The 14,646-nt window shown below is 65.2% G+C and carries 13 protein-coding genes; 9 read left to right on the top strand and 4 right to left on the bottom strand.

The genetic code is table 11. From position 1 onward, the window contains the following. Positions 1 to 566 (top strand): MBL fold metallo-hydrolase (locus JNN06_RS08865; protein ID WP_291239226.1); only part of this gene is annotated, 566 nt, incomplete at its 5' end. 44 nt (positions 567 to 610) lie between these two features. On the opposite strand, the gene JNN06_RS08860 is transcribed toward JNN06_RS08865, so the two are convergent. The 3 genes from JNN06_RS08860 to JNN06_RS08850 form a co-directional block, all read right to left on the bottom strand. Continuing rightward, positions 611 to 1,417, bottom strand: coding sequence for a crotonase/enoyl-CoA hydratase family protein (locus JNN06_RS08860; protein WP_291239225.1), 807 nt, complete (start codon positions 1,415 to 1,417; stop codon positions 611 to 613). Between the two features lie 233 nt (positions 1,418 to 1,650). Continuing rightward, positions 1,651 to 3,228: an AMP-binding protein gene (locus JNN06_RS08855; RefSeq protein ID WP_291239224.1), complete on the bottom strand. Its 1,578-nt coding sequence runs from the start codon at positions 3,226 to 3,228 to the stop codon at positions 1,651 to 1,653. A gap of 5 nt (positions 3,229 to 3,233) precedes the next feature. Continuing rightward, the gene (locus JNN06_RS08850; protein WP_291239223.1) at positions 3,234 to 4,337 is read right to left on the bottom strand and encodes a glycine cleavage T C-terminal barrel domain-containing protein; all 1,104 of its coding nucleotides are present in this window, start codon (positions 4,335 to 4,337) and stop codon (positions 3,234 to 3,236) included. Positions 4,338 to 4,444: 107 nt separating this feature from the next. On the opposite strand from JNN06_RS08850, the gene JNN06_RS08845 reads away from it, so the two are divergent. From JNN06_RS08845 to JNN06_RS08820, 6 genes are all read left to right on the top strand, one after another. Beyond that, entirely contained in the window at positions 4,445 to 5,332 is an 888-nt protein-coding gene (locus JNN06_RS08845; RefSeq protein WP_291239222.1) for a LysR substrate-binding domain-containing protein, read from the top strand. 270 nt (positions 5,333 to 5,602) lie between these two features. Next, positions 5,603 to 6,394 carry a 3-methyl-2-oxobutanoate hydroxymethyltransferase gene (locus JNN06_RS08840; protein WP_291239221.1) on the top strand — a complete coding sequence of 264 codons (792 nt, stop codon included), beginning with the start codon at positions 5,603 to 5,605 and terminating at the stop codon, positions 6,392 to 6,394. Positions 6,395 to 6,459: 65 nt separating this feature from the next. Further along, entirely contained in the window at positions 6,460 to 7,449 is a 990-nt protein-coding gene (locus JNN06_RS08835) for a LacI family DNA-binding transcriptional regulator (RefSeq protein WP_291239220.1), read from the top strand. 343 nt (positions 7,450 to 7,792) lie between these two features. Then, complete coding sequence (locus JNN06_RS08830) at positions 7,793 to 8,821, top strand: sterol desaturase family protein (RefSeq protein WP_291239219.1); 1,029 nt, start codon at positions 7,793 to 7,795, stop codon at positions 8,819 to 8,821. A gap of 97 nt (positions 8,822 to 8,918) precedes the next feature. Beyond that, positions 8,919 to 9,860, top strand: a complete 942-nt coding sequence (locus tag JNN06_RS08825; protein WP_291239218.1) for a substrate-binding domain-containing protein — start codon at positions 8,919 to 8,921, stop codon at positions 9,858 to 9,860. 65 nt (positions 9,861 to 9,925) lie between these two features. Beyond that, positions 9,926 to 10,240: a MocE family 2Fe-2S type ferredoxin gene (locus tag JNN06_RS08820; protein WP_291239217.1), complete on the top strand. Its 315-nt coding sequence runs from the start codon at positions 9,926 to 9,928 to the stop codon at positions 10,238 to 10,240. Between the two features lie 124 nt (positions 10,241 to 10,364). Here the strand turns inward: JNN06_RS08820 and leuB are convergent, their stop codons facing one another. Further along, a complete protein-coding gene (gene leuB / locus JNN06_RS08815) occupies positions 10,365 to 11,471 on the bottom strand; it encodes a 3-isopropylmalate dehydrogenase (protein ID WP_291239216.1) in 1,107 nt (368 codons plus the stop codon). A 132-nt stretch (positions 11,472 to 11,603) separates the two neighbouring features. On the opposite strand from leuB, the gene JNN06_RS08810 reads away from it, so the two are divergent. Both JNN06_RS08810 and JNN06_RS08805 read left to right on the top strand, forming a co-directional pair. After that, positions 11,604 to 12,416 carry a TIGR00282 family metallophosphoesterase gene (locus tag JNN06_RS08810; protein WP_291239215.1) on the top strand — a complete coding sequence of 271 codons (813 nt, stop codon included), beginning with the start codon at positions 11,604 to 11,606 and terminating at the stop codon, positions 12,414 to 12,416. A 368-nt stretch (positions 12,417 to 12,784) separates the two neighbouring features. Then, on the top strand, positions 12,785 to 14,569 hold the full coding sequence (locus JNN06_RS08805; RefSeq protein WP_291239214.1) for an SLC13 family permease: 1,785 nt from the start codon (positions 12,785 to 12,787) through the stop codon (positions 14,567 to 14,569). Positions 14,570 to 14,646 lie beyond the last annotated feature (77 nt).

Raw genomic sequence — 14,646 nt, 5'->3', positions numbered from 1 at the left:
CGGACCATTGGGACGAGGCCGCGCAAAACGCCCTGCCGAAATCCCTGCCGATCTTCGTGCAGAACCGGGCCGATGCCGCCGTGATCGCCGGGCAGGGCTTTACCGATCTGCGCCTCCTGTCGGAAAGCCCGGCCTTCAAGGGGGTCAATCTGGTGAAAACGGCGGGTCGCCATGGCAGCGAGGCCCATTACGAGGCCATCGGCGCCCTTCTGGGCGAGGTTTGCGGCGTGGTCTTCTCGGCCCCGGGGCAGAAGACGGTCTATCTGGCGGGGGATACGGTCTGGAATGCGGATGTGGCCGCCGCGCTGGCCACCCATCGGCCCGCCGTCGCGATCCTGAACTGCGGGGCGGCCATGATCGAGGGCATGGCGGGCAGCATCATCATGGACGCTGAGGATGTGCTGCGCGTTCACAGGGCCGCCCCGGAGGCCCTGCTGATCGCGACGCATCTGGAGGCGGTGAACCATTGCGTCCTGACCCGCGCGGAGCTGCGCGCCTTTGCACAGGCGAAGGGCTTTGCGGCCATGTTGCGCACGCCCGGCGACGGCGAGCGCATTGACATCTGAGGCCAAGGGCGGGGCCAGAGTGGGCCGGGGCAGTCGCGCCCGCCTCAGGTGTTCGGGCGCACCCTTGCCGCGCTTTTATCGGCAAAGGCGGCGAGGCGGGCGCGGGCCTCGGGCTGGGTGTTGACGATGCCTGCCAGAACGGCCTCGGCATAGGCGGCATCCAGCGCCGACATGTTCTGCATATGGCTGATGCCCGAGCAGATCGCGAAATTGGTCAGCGGCAGGTTTTGCGCGGCGCGGTGGGCGAGGTCGATGGCGCGGTCGAGGCTGGAGCCGTCGACGATGTATTGGGCAAGGCCCAGATCGGCGGCCTCTTCCCCTTGGTAGACCCGGCCCGTCATCATCATGTCGATCATCCGGGCCTTGCCGATCAGATCGGTCACCCGGATCGTCGCGCCGCCGCCGGTGAACAGGCCGCGCTGGCCTTCGGGCAGGGCGAAATAGGTGCTTTGGTCCATCACGCGGAGATGCGCGGCGCTTGCCAGTTCCAGACCGCCGCCGACCACAGCCCCCTTGAGGGCGGCAATGACCGGGACGCCGCCATATTCCATCTTGTTGAAGGCCTCGTGCCAGCGCAGGCAAAGATGCATGAATTCGGCCGGGCTGCGGTCGGCCTCATGGTGTTCGACGAGATCGAGACCGGCGCAGAAATGGTCTCCTGCCCCGGCCAGCACCACGGCGCGCACGCCGGCGCGGGGCGCGAGGGAGAAATACTCCACCAGTTCGGCGATGGTGGCGGCATCCAGCGCATTGCGCTTGGAGGGGCGGTTGAGGGTGACGATCTGGATGCCCTGATCCCGAGCCTCGATGGCAAGGTTGGCAAAGCGGGCGGGGTCGATCTGGGCGGTCATGGGGGGTCCTGTCTTGCGGATCGGAAGGGGAGATCGAGCGGGGCGCGGCCGCTGCGGGAAGGCGGCGGCGCGGGGAAAGGGGGGCGGAACGGGACGGCGCGCGTGCAGGGGGGCGCCGCAGCCCTGGCGGCGATCTTGCGGGTGGCCCCTGGCCCCAAGGCGGGATCAGGCGGCGCCCGGCGCGGCTTGCGGGGCCACCGCGGGGCGCCGCAAGCTGCCCGGCGGGTGCGGTTTCATGTCTGCTCTCCCAATGCGCGGGCGGCCTGACGCAGCAGATATTTCTGGATCTTGCCGGTCGCGGTCTTGGGCAGCGGCCCGAAGATCACGGTCTTGGGGGCTTTGAAATGCGCGATGCGGTCGCGGCAGAAGGCGATGATCTCTGCCTCCGAGGTCGCCATGCCGTCGCGCAATTCGATGAAGGCACAGGGGCTTTCGCCCCATCTGGCATGCGGGCGGGCGACGACGGCGGCGGTCTGGATGGCGGGGTGGCGATACAGGGCGGCCTCGACCTCGACCGAGGAGATGTTCTCTCCGCCCGAGATGATGACATCCTTCAGGCGGTCGCGGATCTGGATATAGCCGTCGGGATGGACCACCGCCGCATCCCCCGACCAGAACCAGCCATCCTGAAACGCCTCGGAGGTGCTGGCCGGGTCTTTGTAATAGCCCTTCATCACGGTATTGCCCCGGACCGCGATCTCGCCCTGTGTCAGGCCGTCTTGGGGGACATCCTGCCCACTGCTGCGGTCAAGAACGCGGATCTCCTCGGCCATCGGAAAGGCGAGGCCCTGCCGGGCCTGATGATCGGCGCGGCCTTCGGGGGAGAGCGCCTCCCATGCCTCCTGCCAGAGACATTGCGAGATATGGCCGTAAGTCTCGGTCAGGCCATAGACCTGCATGACCTCCATGTTCAGCCGCGCCGCCTTTTCCAGAACGGAAGGCGGGGGCGGCGCCCCGGCGGTCAGCACCTTGACGGGCGTTGCGAAGGGGGCGGCCGCCTCTTCGCACAGCATTTGCAACACGATGGGCGCGGCGCCGAAATGGCTGACCCCGTGACGGGCAATGGCGCCCAGCAGGGTGGCGGGCGTGACCTCGCGTAGAAAGATCATATGCCCCCCGACCACGGCCATGGCCCAGGGGTGGTTCCAGCCGTTGCAATGGAACATCGGCACCACGGACAGATAGGTCGGATGCTGCGGCAAGGACCAGCCCGCCACGGTTCCCATGGCCATCAGATAGGCCCCGCGATGGTGATAGATCACCCCCTTGGGCCGCCCGGATGTGCCGGAGGTGTAATTCAGCGCCAGCGCCTGCCCCTCGTCCGCAGGCAGCGCCCAGCCCATCGGCGGATGGGCGGCGAGGGCTTCGTAGCTGTCCAGACCCAGCACGGGCAGGCGACGGCCAAGATGCGCGAAAGCCTGATCCAGAAGCGGCAGCAGCGCGGGATCGACGATGACCAGAACCGCATCCGCATGATCGAGGATATAGGCGATGGTTTCGGCCTCGAGCCGCGTGTTGACGGTGTTCAGCACCGCACCAAGCAGCGGCACGGCGTAATGCAGTTCAAAAAGCTCTGGCCCGTTTGGCGCAAGCACCGAGACGGTATCGCCCAGACCGATGCCCCGCGCCGACAAGGCGGCGGCCACCGCGCGGCAGCGCGTGCCGATCTCGGACCAGCTGCGGCTGATCCCGTCGCAGGTGGTGGCGGGGCGCTGGGCATAGACCGTCTCGGCCCGTTTCAGAAAAGACAGCGGCGAGAGGGCCACATGATTGGCGGGATGCCACGGTGCTGCGTCAAAATGCGCGTGCATGGCGATCACAGGAAGGGCAGGGGGACAAGCCGCGCATCGACCGCGCCGCCCGGGCGCTGCACCTGAACCGTTTCGCCGGCCGACACATCGGCGTTGATCAGGGCATAGCCGATATTGGCCTTCATCCGGGGGGACCAGACGCAGTTGGTCATCATGCCGACCTTGCGGCCCTGATGGTGAATATCCTCGCGGTGGAAGCCGAGGGGGGCGGGCTGCGCGCCCTCCAGCACCAGACCGAGCTGATGGCGCTTCACCCCCTCGGCCTGGATGCGGCGCAGGGCCTTGATGCCCACCACATCATCGGCCACATCCAGATCGACATATTTCCCCAGACGCACCTCGAAAGGGTTGGTCGCATCATCCGTATCGCCGCCGATGGAGACGAGGCCGCTTTCCGTGCGCTCGGCGGTGGCCGGGGCGCCGGGACCGATGCCCCAGGGCTGACCGGCCTCCTTGAAGATGTTCCAAAGCGCGGTGCCGCGCGTGCCATCCTTGAGATAGATTTCAAACCCGCCCTGTTTCGACCAGCCCGAGCGTTGCACGGCAACGGGGATGCCTGCGATCTCGGTCTCGCGGAACCAGAAATATTTCAGGCCGCGCACCCAGTCGCCCATCACATGCGCCACCACATCCTCGGCCTTCGGGCCTTGCAGGGCCATGGGCGAAACGTCGGGTTCGCTCACCTCGACCGTCAGGCCGCGTTCGGCGGCGATGGCCTCGGCCCAGAACCAGATATTGCTGTCTGCGATCGACAGCCAGTAAAGATCGTCGGCCAGTTTCAGCAGGATCGGATCATTGATGATGGTGCCGCCGTGATTGCAGAGCGGCACATATTTGCCCTGACCGACCTGACAGCCCGAGAGGTCGCGCGGCGACAGGATCTGGGCCAGCCGCCCGGCATCGGGGCCTTTCAGCTGCACCTGCCGCTCGACCCCCACATCCCATTGCGAGACGCCGTTGATCAGCCGCCAGTATTCGGCCTCGGGGTCGCCATAGGAGGTGGGCATGATCATGCGGTTGTAGATGCTGGCCGCCGTCATGCCCTCGGCCACGGCAGAGGCATAGAAGGGCGAGGGACGCAGGCGGGCGGTCGGGAAGACTTGGAACATGGGGCCTCCGTTGGGTTGCCCCTGAAAGACCGCACTGGCGCCTTTGGGTCAAACGACGTATTGCGGGGGGATACCCCTACAAATGGTTATAGCCAGGTTTTGCACTGATGCCCCCGGACCTGCCCCCGCTGACCTGGTTGCGCGCCTTCGAGGCGGCGGCCCGCACGCTGAGCTTCACCCATGCTGCGGCCGAGCTGCATCTGACACAGGCGGCCATTTCCAAACATGTCAAAGCGTTAGAGCAGCATCTGCGCCAGCCGCTGTTCTTGCGCCGGCCGCGCGGGCTGGAGCTGACGAAATCGGGGGCGGCCTATCTGCCCAAGGTGCAGGATGCGCTGGAGCGTCTGGCCATTGGCACGCGCGAGGTGTTCGGCCAGCGCCGGACGCAAGCGCTGACGGTGCGATGCGCGGTGTCTTTCGCGGTCAACTGGCTGATGCCGCGCTTGCCCGCCTATCTGGACGCGCCGCCCGGCAGGTCGGTCCGGGTGCTGTCGAGCGTGTGGAACGAGCCTTTCGATGCGGAGGATATTGACCTCGACATCAAATATGGCACCGGGCATTGGCCGGGCTGCAACAGTCACCGCCTGACCTGGGAAACCATCACGCCGCTCTGTGCCCCCGGCTGCAAGATCGCGGCGCCCGAGGATCTGCGCCAGCACCGGCTGTTGCATGTTCTGGGCTATCACGAAGGATGGGGCATCTGGCTGAAAACGGCGGGGGTTCATGGGGTCGATGCCGGGTCGGGATTGCATCTGGATACATCGCTTGCCGCATTCGAGCTGGCGGCGCAGGGCGGGGGCGTGGCCTTGGGCCGGGCATCGCTGGCGGCGCATGCGCTGGCAAGCGGTCGTCTGATCGCCCCCTTTGCGCGGGCGGTGCCGATCGACGAGGCCTTCTACCTTGTGGAACCCGCAGGCGGATCGCGTCACCCGGATGCGGCGGCCTTCATCGACTGGCTGACCGCCACCGCACGCAAGGCGCGCCCGCCGCGCTGAAACCGCCGCGCTGAAACCGTCGCGCCGGGTGGCGGGCAGCGGCGGCGGTTCGGGCGCGCCGCGAATCGGCGGCGGCGGTCACGGCCCCCGCCTTGGCGCATTTTGCATCCATCCGCGCCGGTCCGGGCGGCCGGGCCTTCCCGCTTTTCACAAGGCAGGGCCGGAATGATGCAAACTGATGCAATGCCAGATCGGATTGCATCAGTTTTCTTGAAAACCGCCGCGCGAGGCCGCACTGCGGCAAGGACATTGAGGCAGGGGACGAGACAAATGGCCGCCAAGATCAACGTGCATGACCTGTTGAAGGCAAAGGGCAAGCAAAAGTGGGTCCAGCTGCATGTGGACAGCGCCGCAGAGGCCGCTGCCGCCGAAGCGGCCGGCATTCGGATCATCTCATGCGAGGCGGATGCGACATTGCCGGGGGTTCGGGCTGCGGCGCCGCTGGCCTTCATCACGGCGGGCATGCCCCATGGCGCGGCGGCGACGCCGGACGACGCCATTCGCATGGCCTTTGATACCCTCGCCAAAGGGGCGGACTCGGTCTACACCTCGCATTCGCCCCGGTTTGTCGAGGCGATGGCGCGCGAAGGCATTCCGGTGACGGCTCATGTCGGGCTGGTGCCCAATCTTGCGGCCTGGACCGGGTTTCGCGCCATCGGGCGCAGCGCCGACGAAGCCCTTGCGGTGCTTCGGAAAGTCAGGGAGATCGAGAATGCGGGCGCCGCCTGTGTGGAGGTCGAGGTCGTGCCGGTGCAACTGGCCGATCATATCACCAAATCCACCCGCATGATCACCATGGGCATGGGCTGCGGCACGGTCTGCGATACGCAATACCTGTTTTCCTGCGATGTGCTTGGCACCAACCGGGGCCATTACCCGCGTCATGCCCGCCGCTATGCCGATTTCGCCCGCCTGGAGGACGAGCTTCAGGCCCGGCGCGTGGCGGCCTTCGAGGCCTTTGCCGCCGAGGTCGGGGCCGGAACCTATCCCGCGCGCGGGCATGAGGTCTGGATGGAGGCGGCCGAGGCCGAAGCTTTTGCCGCCGCGATTGCCAAGCTCTGACACTTGCCGGTTGACGTGCGGCGCTGCACACTGCTCCAATTGCGTCACTTGCTTCAGGAGCGATCATGCAGCGCGTCACCGTCGCCGATCTCATGCGCGAAACCGGGCTGTCCCGCGCCACCGTGGATCGCGTGCTGAACAAGCGCGGCCATGTGCATGACCGGACGCGGGCGGTGGTGGAGGAGGCCTTCCGGCGTCTTTCCGCGCCGGGCACCGAGGCGCCGGCGCGCCCGCCCGTGGCCGACATCGCCCTGCGGGTCGGCAAGGGGATGATGGCGCAGGTGCGCGCGGCCTGGACGGCAAGCGGCACCGAGGGCGCGTTTCACGATCTGCATATGGCGGATGATGTCACGGTGCTGCGCTGCATCGAGGCGCTGTGCAAGGATGTGTCGCGCCCGCTGATCCTGACCGCCAAAAACACCGACCGGCTGGTGGCGTTGCTGGCCAATGCCCGGCTGCGCGGCAAGCGCATCATCGCCATGGTATCGGACCTGACGCCAGCGGCGCGGGATGCTTTTGTGGGTCTGGATGACCGCGCCGCCGGGCAGACCGCCGCCTTTCTGATCGGCAGGATGCTGGGAGACCGGCCCACCACGGTGGGGGTGGTGCTGGGCAGCAGCGCCTTTCGCTGCCACGAAGATCGGGAGATCGGCTTTCGCACCGGCCTGCGCGCCCATTTCCCGAAGGTGGTGATTTCGGGCGAGGCGCAGGGCGAGGACAATGCCGACATGACGCGCCGCGCTGCTGCCGCGCTGTTGAAGGCCCACCCGGCTCTGGGGGCGATCTACAATGTCGGCGGCGGCAATGCCGGTCTTATCGACGCGCTGAAGGCGGCGGGCCGCCTGTCGGACATGCTGGTGGTCGGGCATGAGGTCAACCCGGTGACCCTGCCCCTTCTGCAAGCGGGCGCGATGGATTTTGCCATTGCGGGCGATCCGGCGGATATGCTGCGCCACGCCCTGCGGCTGACCGATGGCAGCGCGCGCGACAACCTTGTCGACCAGCGGCTGCGCGGTTTCGGGATCTATACCCGCTTCAACCTGCCGACCTTCTGACCCCGGCAGAAGCCGGGCGGCCGAATCAGGTTTTGGCGCCTGCCCTGATCACAGCTCAGATTGCATCCCGGTTGCGGTTCGCGCGGGGCCGCGTCGGCTCCCTCGGTTGCGAGTGATGCAAAGTGACGCATCGTGAGACGTAAATTGAATATTTCACTTGTGTCAATTTGAGGGTCCCTGCGATGAACGATCAGGAGCCTGCAGCAAGGCCGGGGCGCGCGCCAGGCGCAAGCCAGCCGAAGCGGCAGATCACGGGCGAAACCCGACAGACTTCCTCCACGGAAGACTTTCCCCAACCAGGCGGTCGGGCGGTGCGTCGCCCGACCGGAACCGGAGAAGGCAGATGGACGATACAAAGTACGGCACCCGCAACAAGCGTGGCGATTACACGCCCAACGAACGGCTGGAGCATGCGCCCCTGTTCGCGTTTCCGCCCCGGCCTATGGCCCTGCTGAAATGGCTGCCGCACTATTTCCTGCCGTGGAACCTGATCTGGGCCGCCAGCGCCGTGGCGTGGTGGCTTTGGGTCGTGCCGCAGAAAGAACAGATGCAGAGCCTGCAATGGGGCTGGGTGCTGTGGCTGCTGGCGATCAACGCGATTGCGGTCTTTGTCTTTTATGGCGCGATCGAGCTGCATCTTTACCTGCGCCGCGCGCAGGGCAACCGCTTCAAATACAACGCGAAATGGCCGTCGGAGCATAAATCGCAGGCCTTCATGTTCGGCAGCCAGACCATTGACAGCCTCATCCGCGGCTTTGGCACGGGGGTGCCGATCTGGACGGCCTGGGAGGTTCTGGTTCTCTGGGCCTGGGCCAATGACATCGGCCCCTGGGTCAGCCTGATGGACAATGGCTGGTATCTGTTCGCGCTGTGGCTGGTCTTGCCGGTGATCCACGAATTTCACTTTTTTGCCATCCACCGGCTGATCCACACGCCGTTCCTCTACAAATGGGTGCATTCGGTTCACCACAACTCGGTCAACCCGTCGCCCTGGTCGTCGCTGTCGATGCATCCGGTGGAACATCTGCTGTATTTCGCCACGGCGGCCTATCATTTCATCCTGCCGTCCCATCCGCTTCTGGCCATCTATCAGCTGCACTTTGCGGGTTTCGGGGCGGTTGTGGGGCATATCGGCTTTGACAAGATCGAGCTGGGCGAGGACAGCGCCGTCGAGAGCCATGCCTTTGCCCATTACCTGCACCACAAGTATTTCGAGGTGAACTATGGCGACGGGCTCATCCCGCTCGACCGTTGGTTCGACACCTGGCACGACGGCAGCAAGGATGGCGATGCCCGGATGAATGCCCGCTACGAAAAGACCAAGGCGCGCGCCAATGCCAAGGCCGCCCAAAAGGCCGCCAGATCGGCCTGACCCGACCGACAAAGCCAGATCGTTGCCGCCCGCCCCTGCGGGGGGGGGGGGGCTGGTCAGGCTGTGTCCAAGACCGAAAAACCAACGGGAGGAAACCATGAAGAAACTATCCATTGCTGTCAGCCTGCTGGCCCTGCTTGCCGGTGGCGCCAGGGCCGAGACGGTCGGCGTGTCCATCGTGAATTTCGACAACAACTTTCAGACGCTGCTGCGTCAGGGCCTTGAGGCGCGGGCCGGGGAGGTTGGCGTCGATGTGCAGATGGAGGATGCCCAGAACGACAGCGCCAAGCAGCTGGACCAGATCAACAATTTCATCGCGAACGGGGTGGATGCGATCATCGTGACCCTGGTGGATACGGCGGCCTCGCCGGCCATTTCGCGGGTGGCTGCCGAGGCCGGTGTGCCGCTGGTTTACGTGAACCTTGAACCGCAGGACCTGTCGTCCCTGCCGGCAAATCAGGCCTATGTCGGGTCGAACGAGATCGAATCCGGCACGCTGGGCGCCTTTGAGGCCTGCAAGCTGCTGCGCGGCCAGCTGAAATCAAACGGCGCCGATGGCTATATCATCATGGGAAGCCTGTCGCATCAGGCCGCTGTGCAGCGGACCAAGGATGTCGAGGATGTCGTGGGCATGGACATGTGCAACTTCATCCAGATCAAGGACAAGCAATCGTCGGAATGGTCGCGCGACAATGCGAACAACCTGATGACCAACTGGCTGTCGACCGGCGAGGTGCCGGATGTGGTTTTCGCCAATCATGACGACTCGGCCATTGGCGCGATTCTGGCGCTGAAGGCGGCGAATGTGCCGATGGAGGATGTGGTCGTGGTTGGCGTTGATGCAACGCCCGATGCCTTGCAGGCCATGCAGGCGGGGGATCTGGATGTGAGCGTGTTCCAGAACGCCAAGGCGCAGGGCGGCGGCGGGCTCGACATTGCGCTGAAACTTGCGCGGGGCGAGGCGGTCGAACGGGTCACCTATATTCCGTTTGAACTGGTGACGCCTGCAAACATGGCCGATTACATCGGCAAGAACTGATCCTGCCTGCATCGCCCGGGCGGCGGTTCTTGCGCCCGGGCGGACGTTTCTTGAGGAAAACGACGATGACCGAATGGATTGATGCCTGCGCGCTGGATGATGTGGAGGAGGAAGGCGTGTGCCGGTTTGATCACGGCGGGCGCAGCTTTGCGATCTATCGCATGACCGCCGACGAAGTGTTCTGCTCTGACGGGCTGTGCAGCCACGAGGCCATCCACCTGTCGGATGGTCTGGTCATGGATTATGAGATCGAATGCCCCAAGCATTCCGGTGTCTTTGACATTCGCACCGGAGAAGCCAAGCGCCTGCCCGCCTGTGTGAACCTGCGCACCTATCCGGCGAAGGTGGAGGCAGGGCGCATCAAGATTTGCGTCGGCTGACAGGCCGGAGGGAATGGGGGGGTGACGCCCTCGCCATTCCGGGCGCGGGTTTCTGCCACACGCGGCGGGTCATTGTGCGCCAAGGGAGAGGGGCCGGGCGGGGAAATCCGCCCGGCCCTTGGTGTTACAGGCTTGCGTCCAGCGCGGCGACGATGGCGTCGCCCATGGCCGAGGTGGAGACCGGGGTGCCGCCCTCGGGGCCCATCAGATCGGCGGTGCGCACGCCGTCGGCGAGGACTTTCTCGACCGCTTTTTCCAGCCGGGTGGCCTCATCGCCCAGATCGAAGCTGTAGCGCAGTGCCATGGCGAAGCTGAGGACGCAGGCGATGGGGTTGGCCTTGCCCTGGCCCGCAATATCGGGGGCGGAGCCGTGGACGGGCTCATAGAGGGCTTTCGGGCGGCCATTTTCCATCGGCGCGCCAAGGCTGGCGGAGGGCAGCATGCCCAGAGAGCCGGTCAGCATGGCGGCGGCATCCGACAAGAGGTCGCCGAACAGGTTGTCGGTCACGATGACATCGAATTGCTTGGGCCAGCGGCACAGCTGCATGGCGCCCGCATCGGCATACATATGCGACAGGGCGACATCGGGGTATTCCTTGTCATGCACTTCCTGCACGACCTGGCGCCACAGGATGCCGGATTCCATGACATTGGCCTTCTCCATCGAGCAGACCTTGTTGCCGCGGCGGCGCGCGAGTTCAAAGGCCGAGCGCGCGACGCGGGCGATCTCGGATTCGGTATAGCGTTGGGTGTTGATGCCGACGCGCTCGTTGCCTTCGGTGAAGATGCCGCGCGGCTCGCCGAAATAGACGCCCGAGGTGAGTTCGCGCACGATCATGATGTCGAGACCCGCGACGACCTCTTTCTTCAGCGAGGAGAAATCGGCCAGCGCGTCAAAGCATTGGGCCGGGCGCAGGTTGGAGAACAGGTCCATCTCCTTGCGCAGGCGCAGAAGGCCACGCTCGGGTTTCACGCTGAAATCCAGATTGTCATATTGCGGGCCGCCCACGGCGCCCAGCAGCACGCAATCCACCGCCTGCGCCTTGGCCATGGTGTCGTCGTGCAGCGGCGTGCCGTGCTTGTCATAGGCGCAGCCGCCGACCAGATCTTCGCTGACATCGAAGGCGATGCCGCGCTTGGCGTCATACCAGCCGATGATCTTTTTCACCTCGGCCATGACTTCGGGGCCGATGCCGTCACCGGCAAGGATGAGGATGGAAGGATTGGCCACGCTGGGGCTCCCTTGGGCTGAAAATGGGTCGGGCATGGCCTAGCCGCTGGGGGGGCGGGGGTCAAGCGCCGTTGGGGTTTTCATGCGCGGGGGGCTTGCGTGACGGCGCGCCTGCGCGCTAAGGCGATGGGCATGAAAATCCTGTTTCTTGGCGATGTGATGGGGCGTGCCGGGCGCGCGGCCATCAGTGAGCGGCTTCCCGGTTTGCGCACCGAATGGGGCCTCGATTTTGTGGTGGTAAATGGCGAGAACGCCTCTTCCGGCATGGGTCTGACGGGGGAGCATGCCAAGGCCTTGCTGGCGGCGGGGGCGGATTGTCTGACGCTGGGCGATCATGCCTTTGACCAGAAGGACATGTTGCCCTTCATCGAGCAGGAGAACCGGATCCTGCGGCCCTTGAACTTTGCGCGGCTGGCGCCGGGCAAGGGGGCGCGGGTGTTCTCAGATGCGCGGGGGCGCAAGGTGCTGGTGGCGCAGGTGCTGGGGCAGGTGTTCATGAAGCGCCCCTTTGATGACCCGTTCTCGGCCATTGATACGGTGTTGAAGACGCATAGCTTGGGTGGCGCGGTGCAGGCCACGATTGTGGATGTGCATTGCGAGGCCACATCGGAGAAGATGGCGATGGGCCATTGGTGTGACGGGCGGGCGTCGCTGGTGGTGGGGACGCATACCCATGTGCCGACGGGGGATGCGCAGATCCTGCGCGGCGGCACTGCCTATCTGACCGATGCCGGGATGTGCGGCGATTATGACAGTGTGATCGGGATGGAGAAGCTGGAGCCGATGCGGCGCTTCATCACCGGCATGCCGAAGGATCGGTTCACCCCGGCGGCCGGGCCTGCCACGCTGTCAGGGGTCTATGTGGAGACCGATGACCGCACGGGCCATGCGGTGAAGGTGCGGATGATCCGCATTGGCGGGCGGCTGGAGGAAGCGCGGCCCTGAGGCGGCGCCCGCCCGGTTGCGCCGGATCAGAAAACGCAGCGCGTTTTCCCGGACCTGGGGGCGGGGTTCAGCCAGGCCGTTTCAGCCTGTGACCGAGAGGCCAATGCCCGCCCCGGCGGGTGCGAAGCGCCCGCCAATGGCGGGGCGGGCGCTGGCCGTTGGCTTTGGGCCAACGGCCCAAACGCGGAAACGGCACCGCGTGGCCTCGGCGATGGCCTCGGCCAATTGAGGGCCAAAGGTTCGGGATTTTGCCCGGTTCGGGACGATTTTCCCTTTTCGCCCTTTCTGACAGCAGAGACCTCACGAATCCTTTGCCAGACGGGAAATAATTATCTACTTGTCAGGTCGAGTTTGAAAGCGGAGGCCGCATGCTCGGTTTGGAACTGGCGCAGGATACCCAGGCTTATGTCTCGCTCGGCATCCTGTTCGTGATGTTCGTGTTGTTCGTGCGGGAAACCTTTCCCGTCGAGGTGACGGCGATCTGTGGCGCGGCGGCGATGATCCTGGTGGGCATCCTGCCGGAGAAAGAGGCGCTGAAGGTTCTGTCGAACAACGCGCCCTGGACCATTGCGCTGATGTTCATGGTGATGGGCGGCCTTGTGCGCACCGGCGCGGTGGAGATGGTGATCGGGCTGGCCGAGCGCCATGTCGGCAACCGGCCCCGGACCACGATTGCGGTGCTGTTCCTCTTTGTGGCGCTGGCCTCCTCGGTGATGAACAACACGCCGCTGGTGGCGGTAATGATCCCGGTGGTGATCCAGATTGCGGCGCGGATCGGCAAGGCGCCCTCCAAGCTGTTGATCCCGCTGAGCCACATGACGGTGCTGGGGGGGATGATCTCGCTGATTGGCACCTCGACCAACCTGCTGGTCGACGGGGCGGCGCATGATGCGGGGCTGGAGCATTTTGGCCTGTTCGAGATCGCGCCGCTGGGCTTTGCGGTGGTGATCGCGGGGGGCGCCTATCTCGCGCTGTTCGGCAACTGGCTGCTGCCCGAGCGGCAATCCATGGCCTCGCTGCTGGGCGACCGCAAGCGGATGAAATACTTCACCGAAGTGGCGATTCCCGAGGATTCGGTGCTGGTCGGCACGCCGGTGATGGAGGTGCAGCAATTCAAGCGCGCGGGCGTGCGGGTGATCGACGTGCTGCGCGGCGATCTGTCCTTGCGGCGCGATCTGGCGGCGGCGGTGTTGCAGGGCGGCGACCGCGTGGTCTTGCGCACCGAGATGACCGAGCTTTTGGACATGCAGAACCGCACTGATATGCGGATCGTCGACAAGCTCAGCTCGGTGCAGACCGAGACGGTGGAGGTGCTGATCACGCCGGGATGCCGGTTGATCGGGCGCGCCCTGGGCGAGCTGCGGCTCAGGCGGCGTTACGGCGTCTATGTGCTGGCGGCGCATCGCAAGAGCCAGAATATCGGGCGCCAGCTGGATGAGCTGGTGGTGCAGGTGGGCGACACGCTGCTTTTGGAAGGCGCGATGGAGGACATCAAGCGTCTGGCCGATGACATGGATATGGTGGATGTGAGCCATCCCAAGCAGCGCGCCTATCGCCGGGGCAAGGCGCCGATTGCGATCGGGGCGCTGTTCTTCGTGGTGTTCCTGTCCTCGCTGGAAGTGGCGCCGATCTATACGCTGGGCTTCTTTGCGGTGGCGGCCATTCTGCTGACACGCTGCATCGACAGCGACGAGGCGCTGAGTTTCGTCGACGGGCGGCTGATGGCGATGATCTTTGCCATGCTGGCCGTGGGCGAGGGGCTGGACCGGTCGGGCGCGGTGGAGATGATCGTGACCAAGGTGGAGCCCTGGATGGCCGGGTTGCCGCCCTTTGCGATGATCCTGGCGGTGTATCTGCTGGGGCTGATCCTGACCGAGTTCCTGTCGAACAATGCGGTGGCGGTGATCTATACGCCGATTGCCATCGAGCTGGCGCAGCAGCTGGGGGCGGACCCGCGGCCTTTCGTGGTGGCGGTGATGTTCTCGGCCACCTTGGCCTTTGCGACGCCCATCGGGTATCAGACGAATATGATGGTTTACGGGCCGGGCGGCTACAAGTTCACCGATTTCACCAAGGTGGGCGTGCCGCTGAACATCATCACATGGCTGCTGTGTTCGGCGCTGATCCCGCTGATCTGGCCGCTTTATCCCTAAATCGGGCCGGTCAAGGAAACGCATCGCGTTTCCCCGGCCCTGTGGGAACGGTCGAACAAGACCGGATCAACATGAGA

The organism is Gemmobacter sp. (assembly GCF_016792925.1).
In the GTDB taxonomy this organism is placed as follows: Bacteria; Pseudomonadota; Alphaproteobacteria; order Rhodobacterales; family Rhodobacteraceae; genus Gemmobacter.
The sequence above is the reverse complement of the archived record's forward strand: the minus strand, read 5'-3'. Positions and strand labels throughout refer to the sequence as shown.

Coding starts and splice junctions, on each gene's coding strand:
- JNN06_RS08835 (WP_291239220.1), top strand. CDS start 6,460: ATGCAGCGCGTCACCGTCGCCGATCTCATGCGCGAAACCGGGCTGTCC.
- JNN06_RS08830 (WP_291239219.1), top strand. CDS start 7,793: ATGGACGATACAAAGTACGGCACCCGCAACAAGCGTGGCGATTACACG.
- JNN06_RS08825 (WP_291239218.1), top strand. CDS start 8,919: ATGAAGAAACTATCCATTGCTGTCAGCCTGCTGGCCCTGCTTGCCGGT.
- JNN06_RS08855 (WP_291239224.1), bottom strand. CDS start 3,228: ATGCACGCGCATTTTGACGCAGCACCGTGGCATCCCGCCAATCATGTG.
- JNN06_RS08860 (WP_291239225.1), bottom strand. CDS start 1,417: ATGACCGCCCAGATCGACCCCGCCCGCTTTGCCAACCTTGCCATCGAG.
- JNN06_RS08845 (WP_291239222.1), top strand. CDS start 4,445: ATGCCCCCGGACCTGCCCCCGCTGACCTGGTTGCGCGCCTTCGAGGCG.
- JNN06_RS08820 (WP_291239217.1), top strand. CDS start 9,926: ATGACCGAATGGATTGATGCCTGCGCGCTGGATGATGTGGAGGAGGAA.
- JNN06_RS08810 (WP_291239215.1), top strand. CDS start 11,604: ATGAAAATCCTGTTTCTTGGCGATGTGATGGGGCGTGCCGGGCGCGCG.
- JNN06_RS08850 (WP_291239223.1), bottom strand. CDS start 4,337: ATGTTCCAAGTCTTCCCGACCGCCCGCCTGCGTCCCTCGCCCTTCTAT.
- JNN06_RS08805 (WP_291239214.1), top strand. CDS start 12,785: ATGCTCGGTTTGGAACTGGCGCAGGATACCCAGGCTTATGTCTCGCTC.
- JNN06_RS08840 (WP_291239221.1), top strand. CDS start 5,603: ATGGCCGCCAAGATCAACGTGCATGACCTGTTGAAGGCAAAGGGCAAG.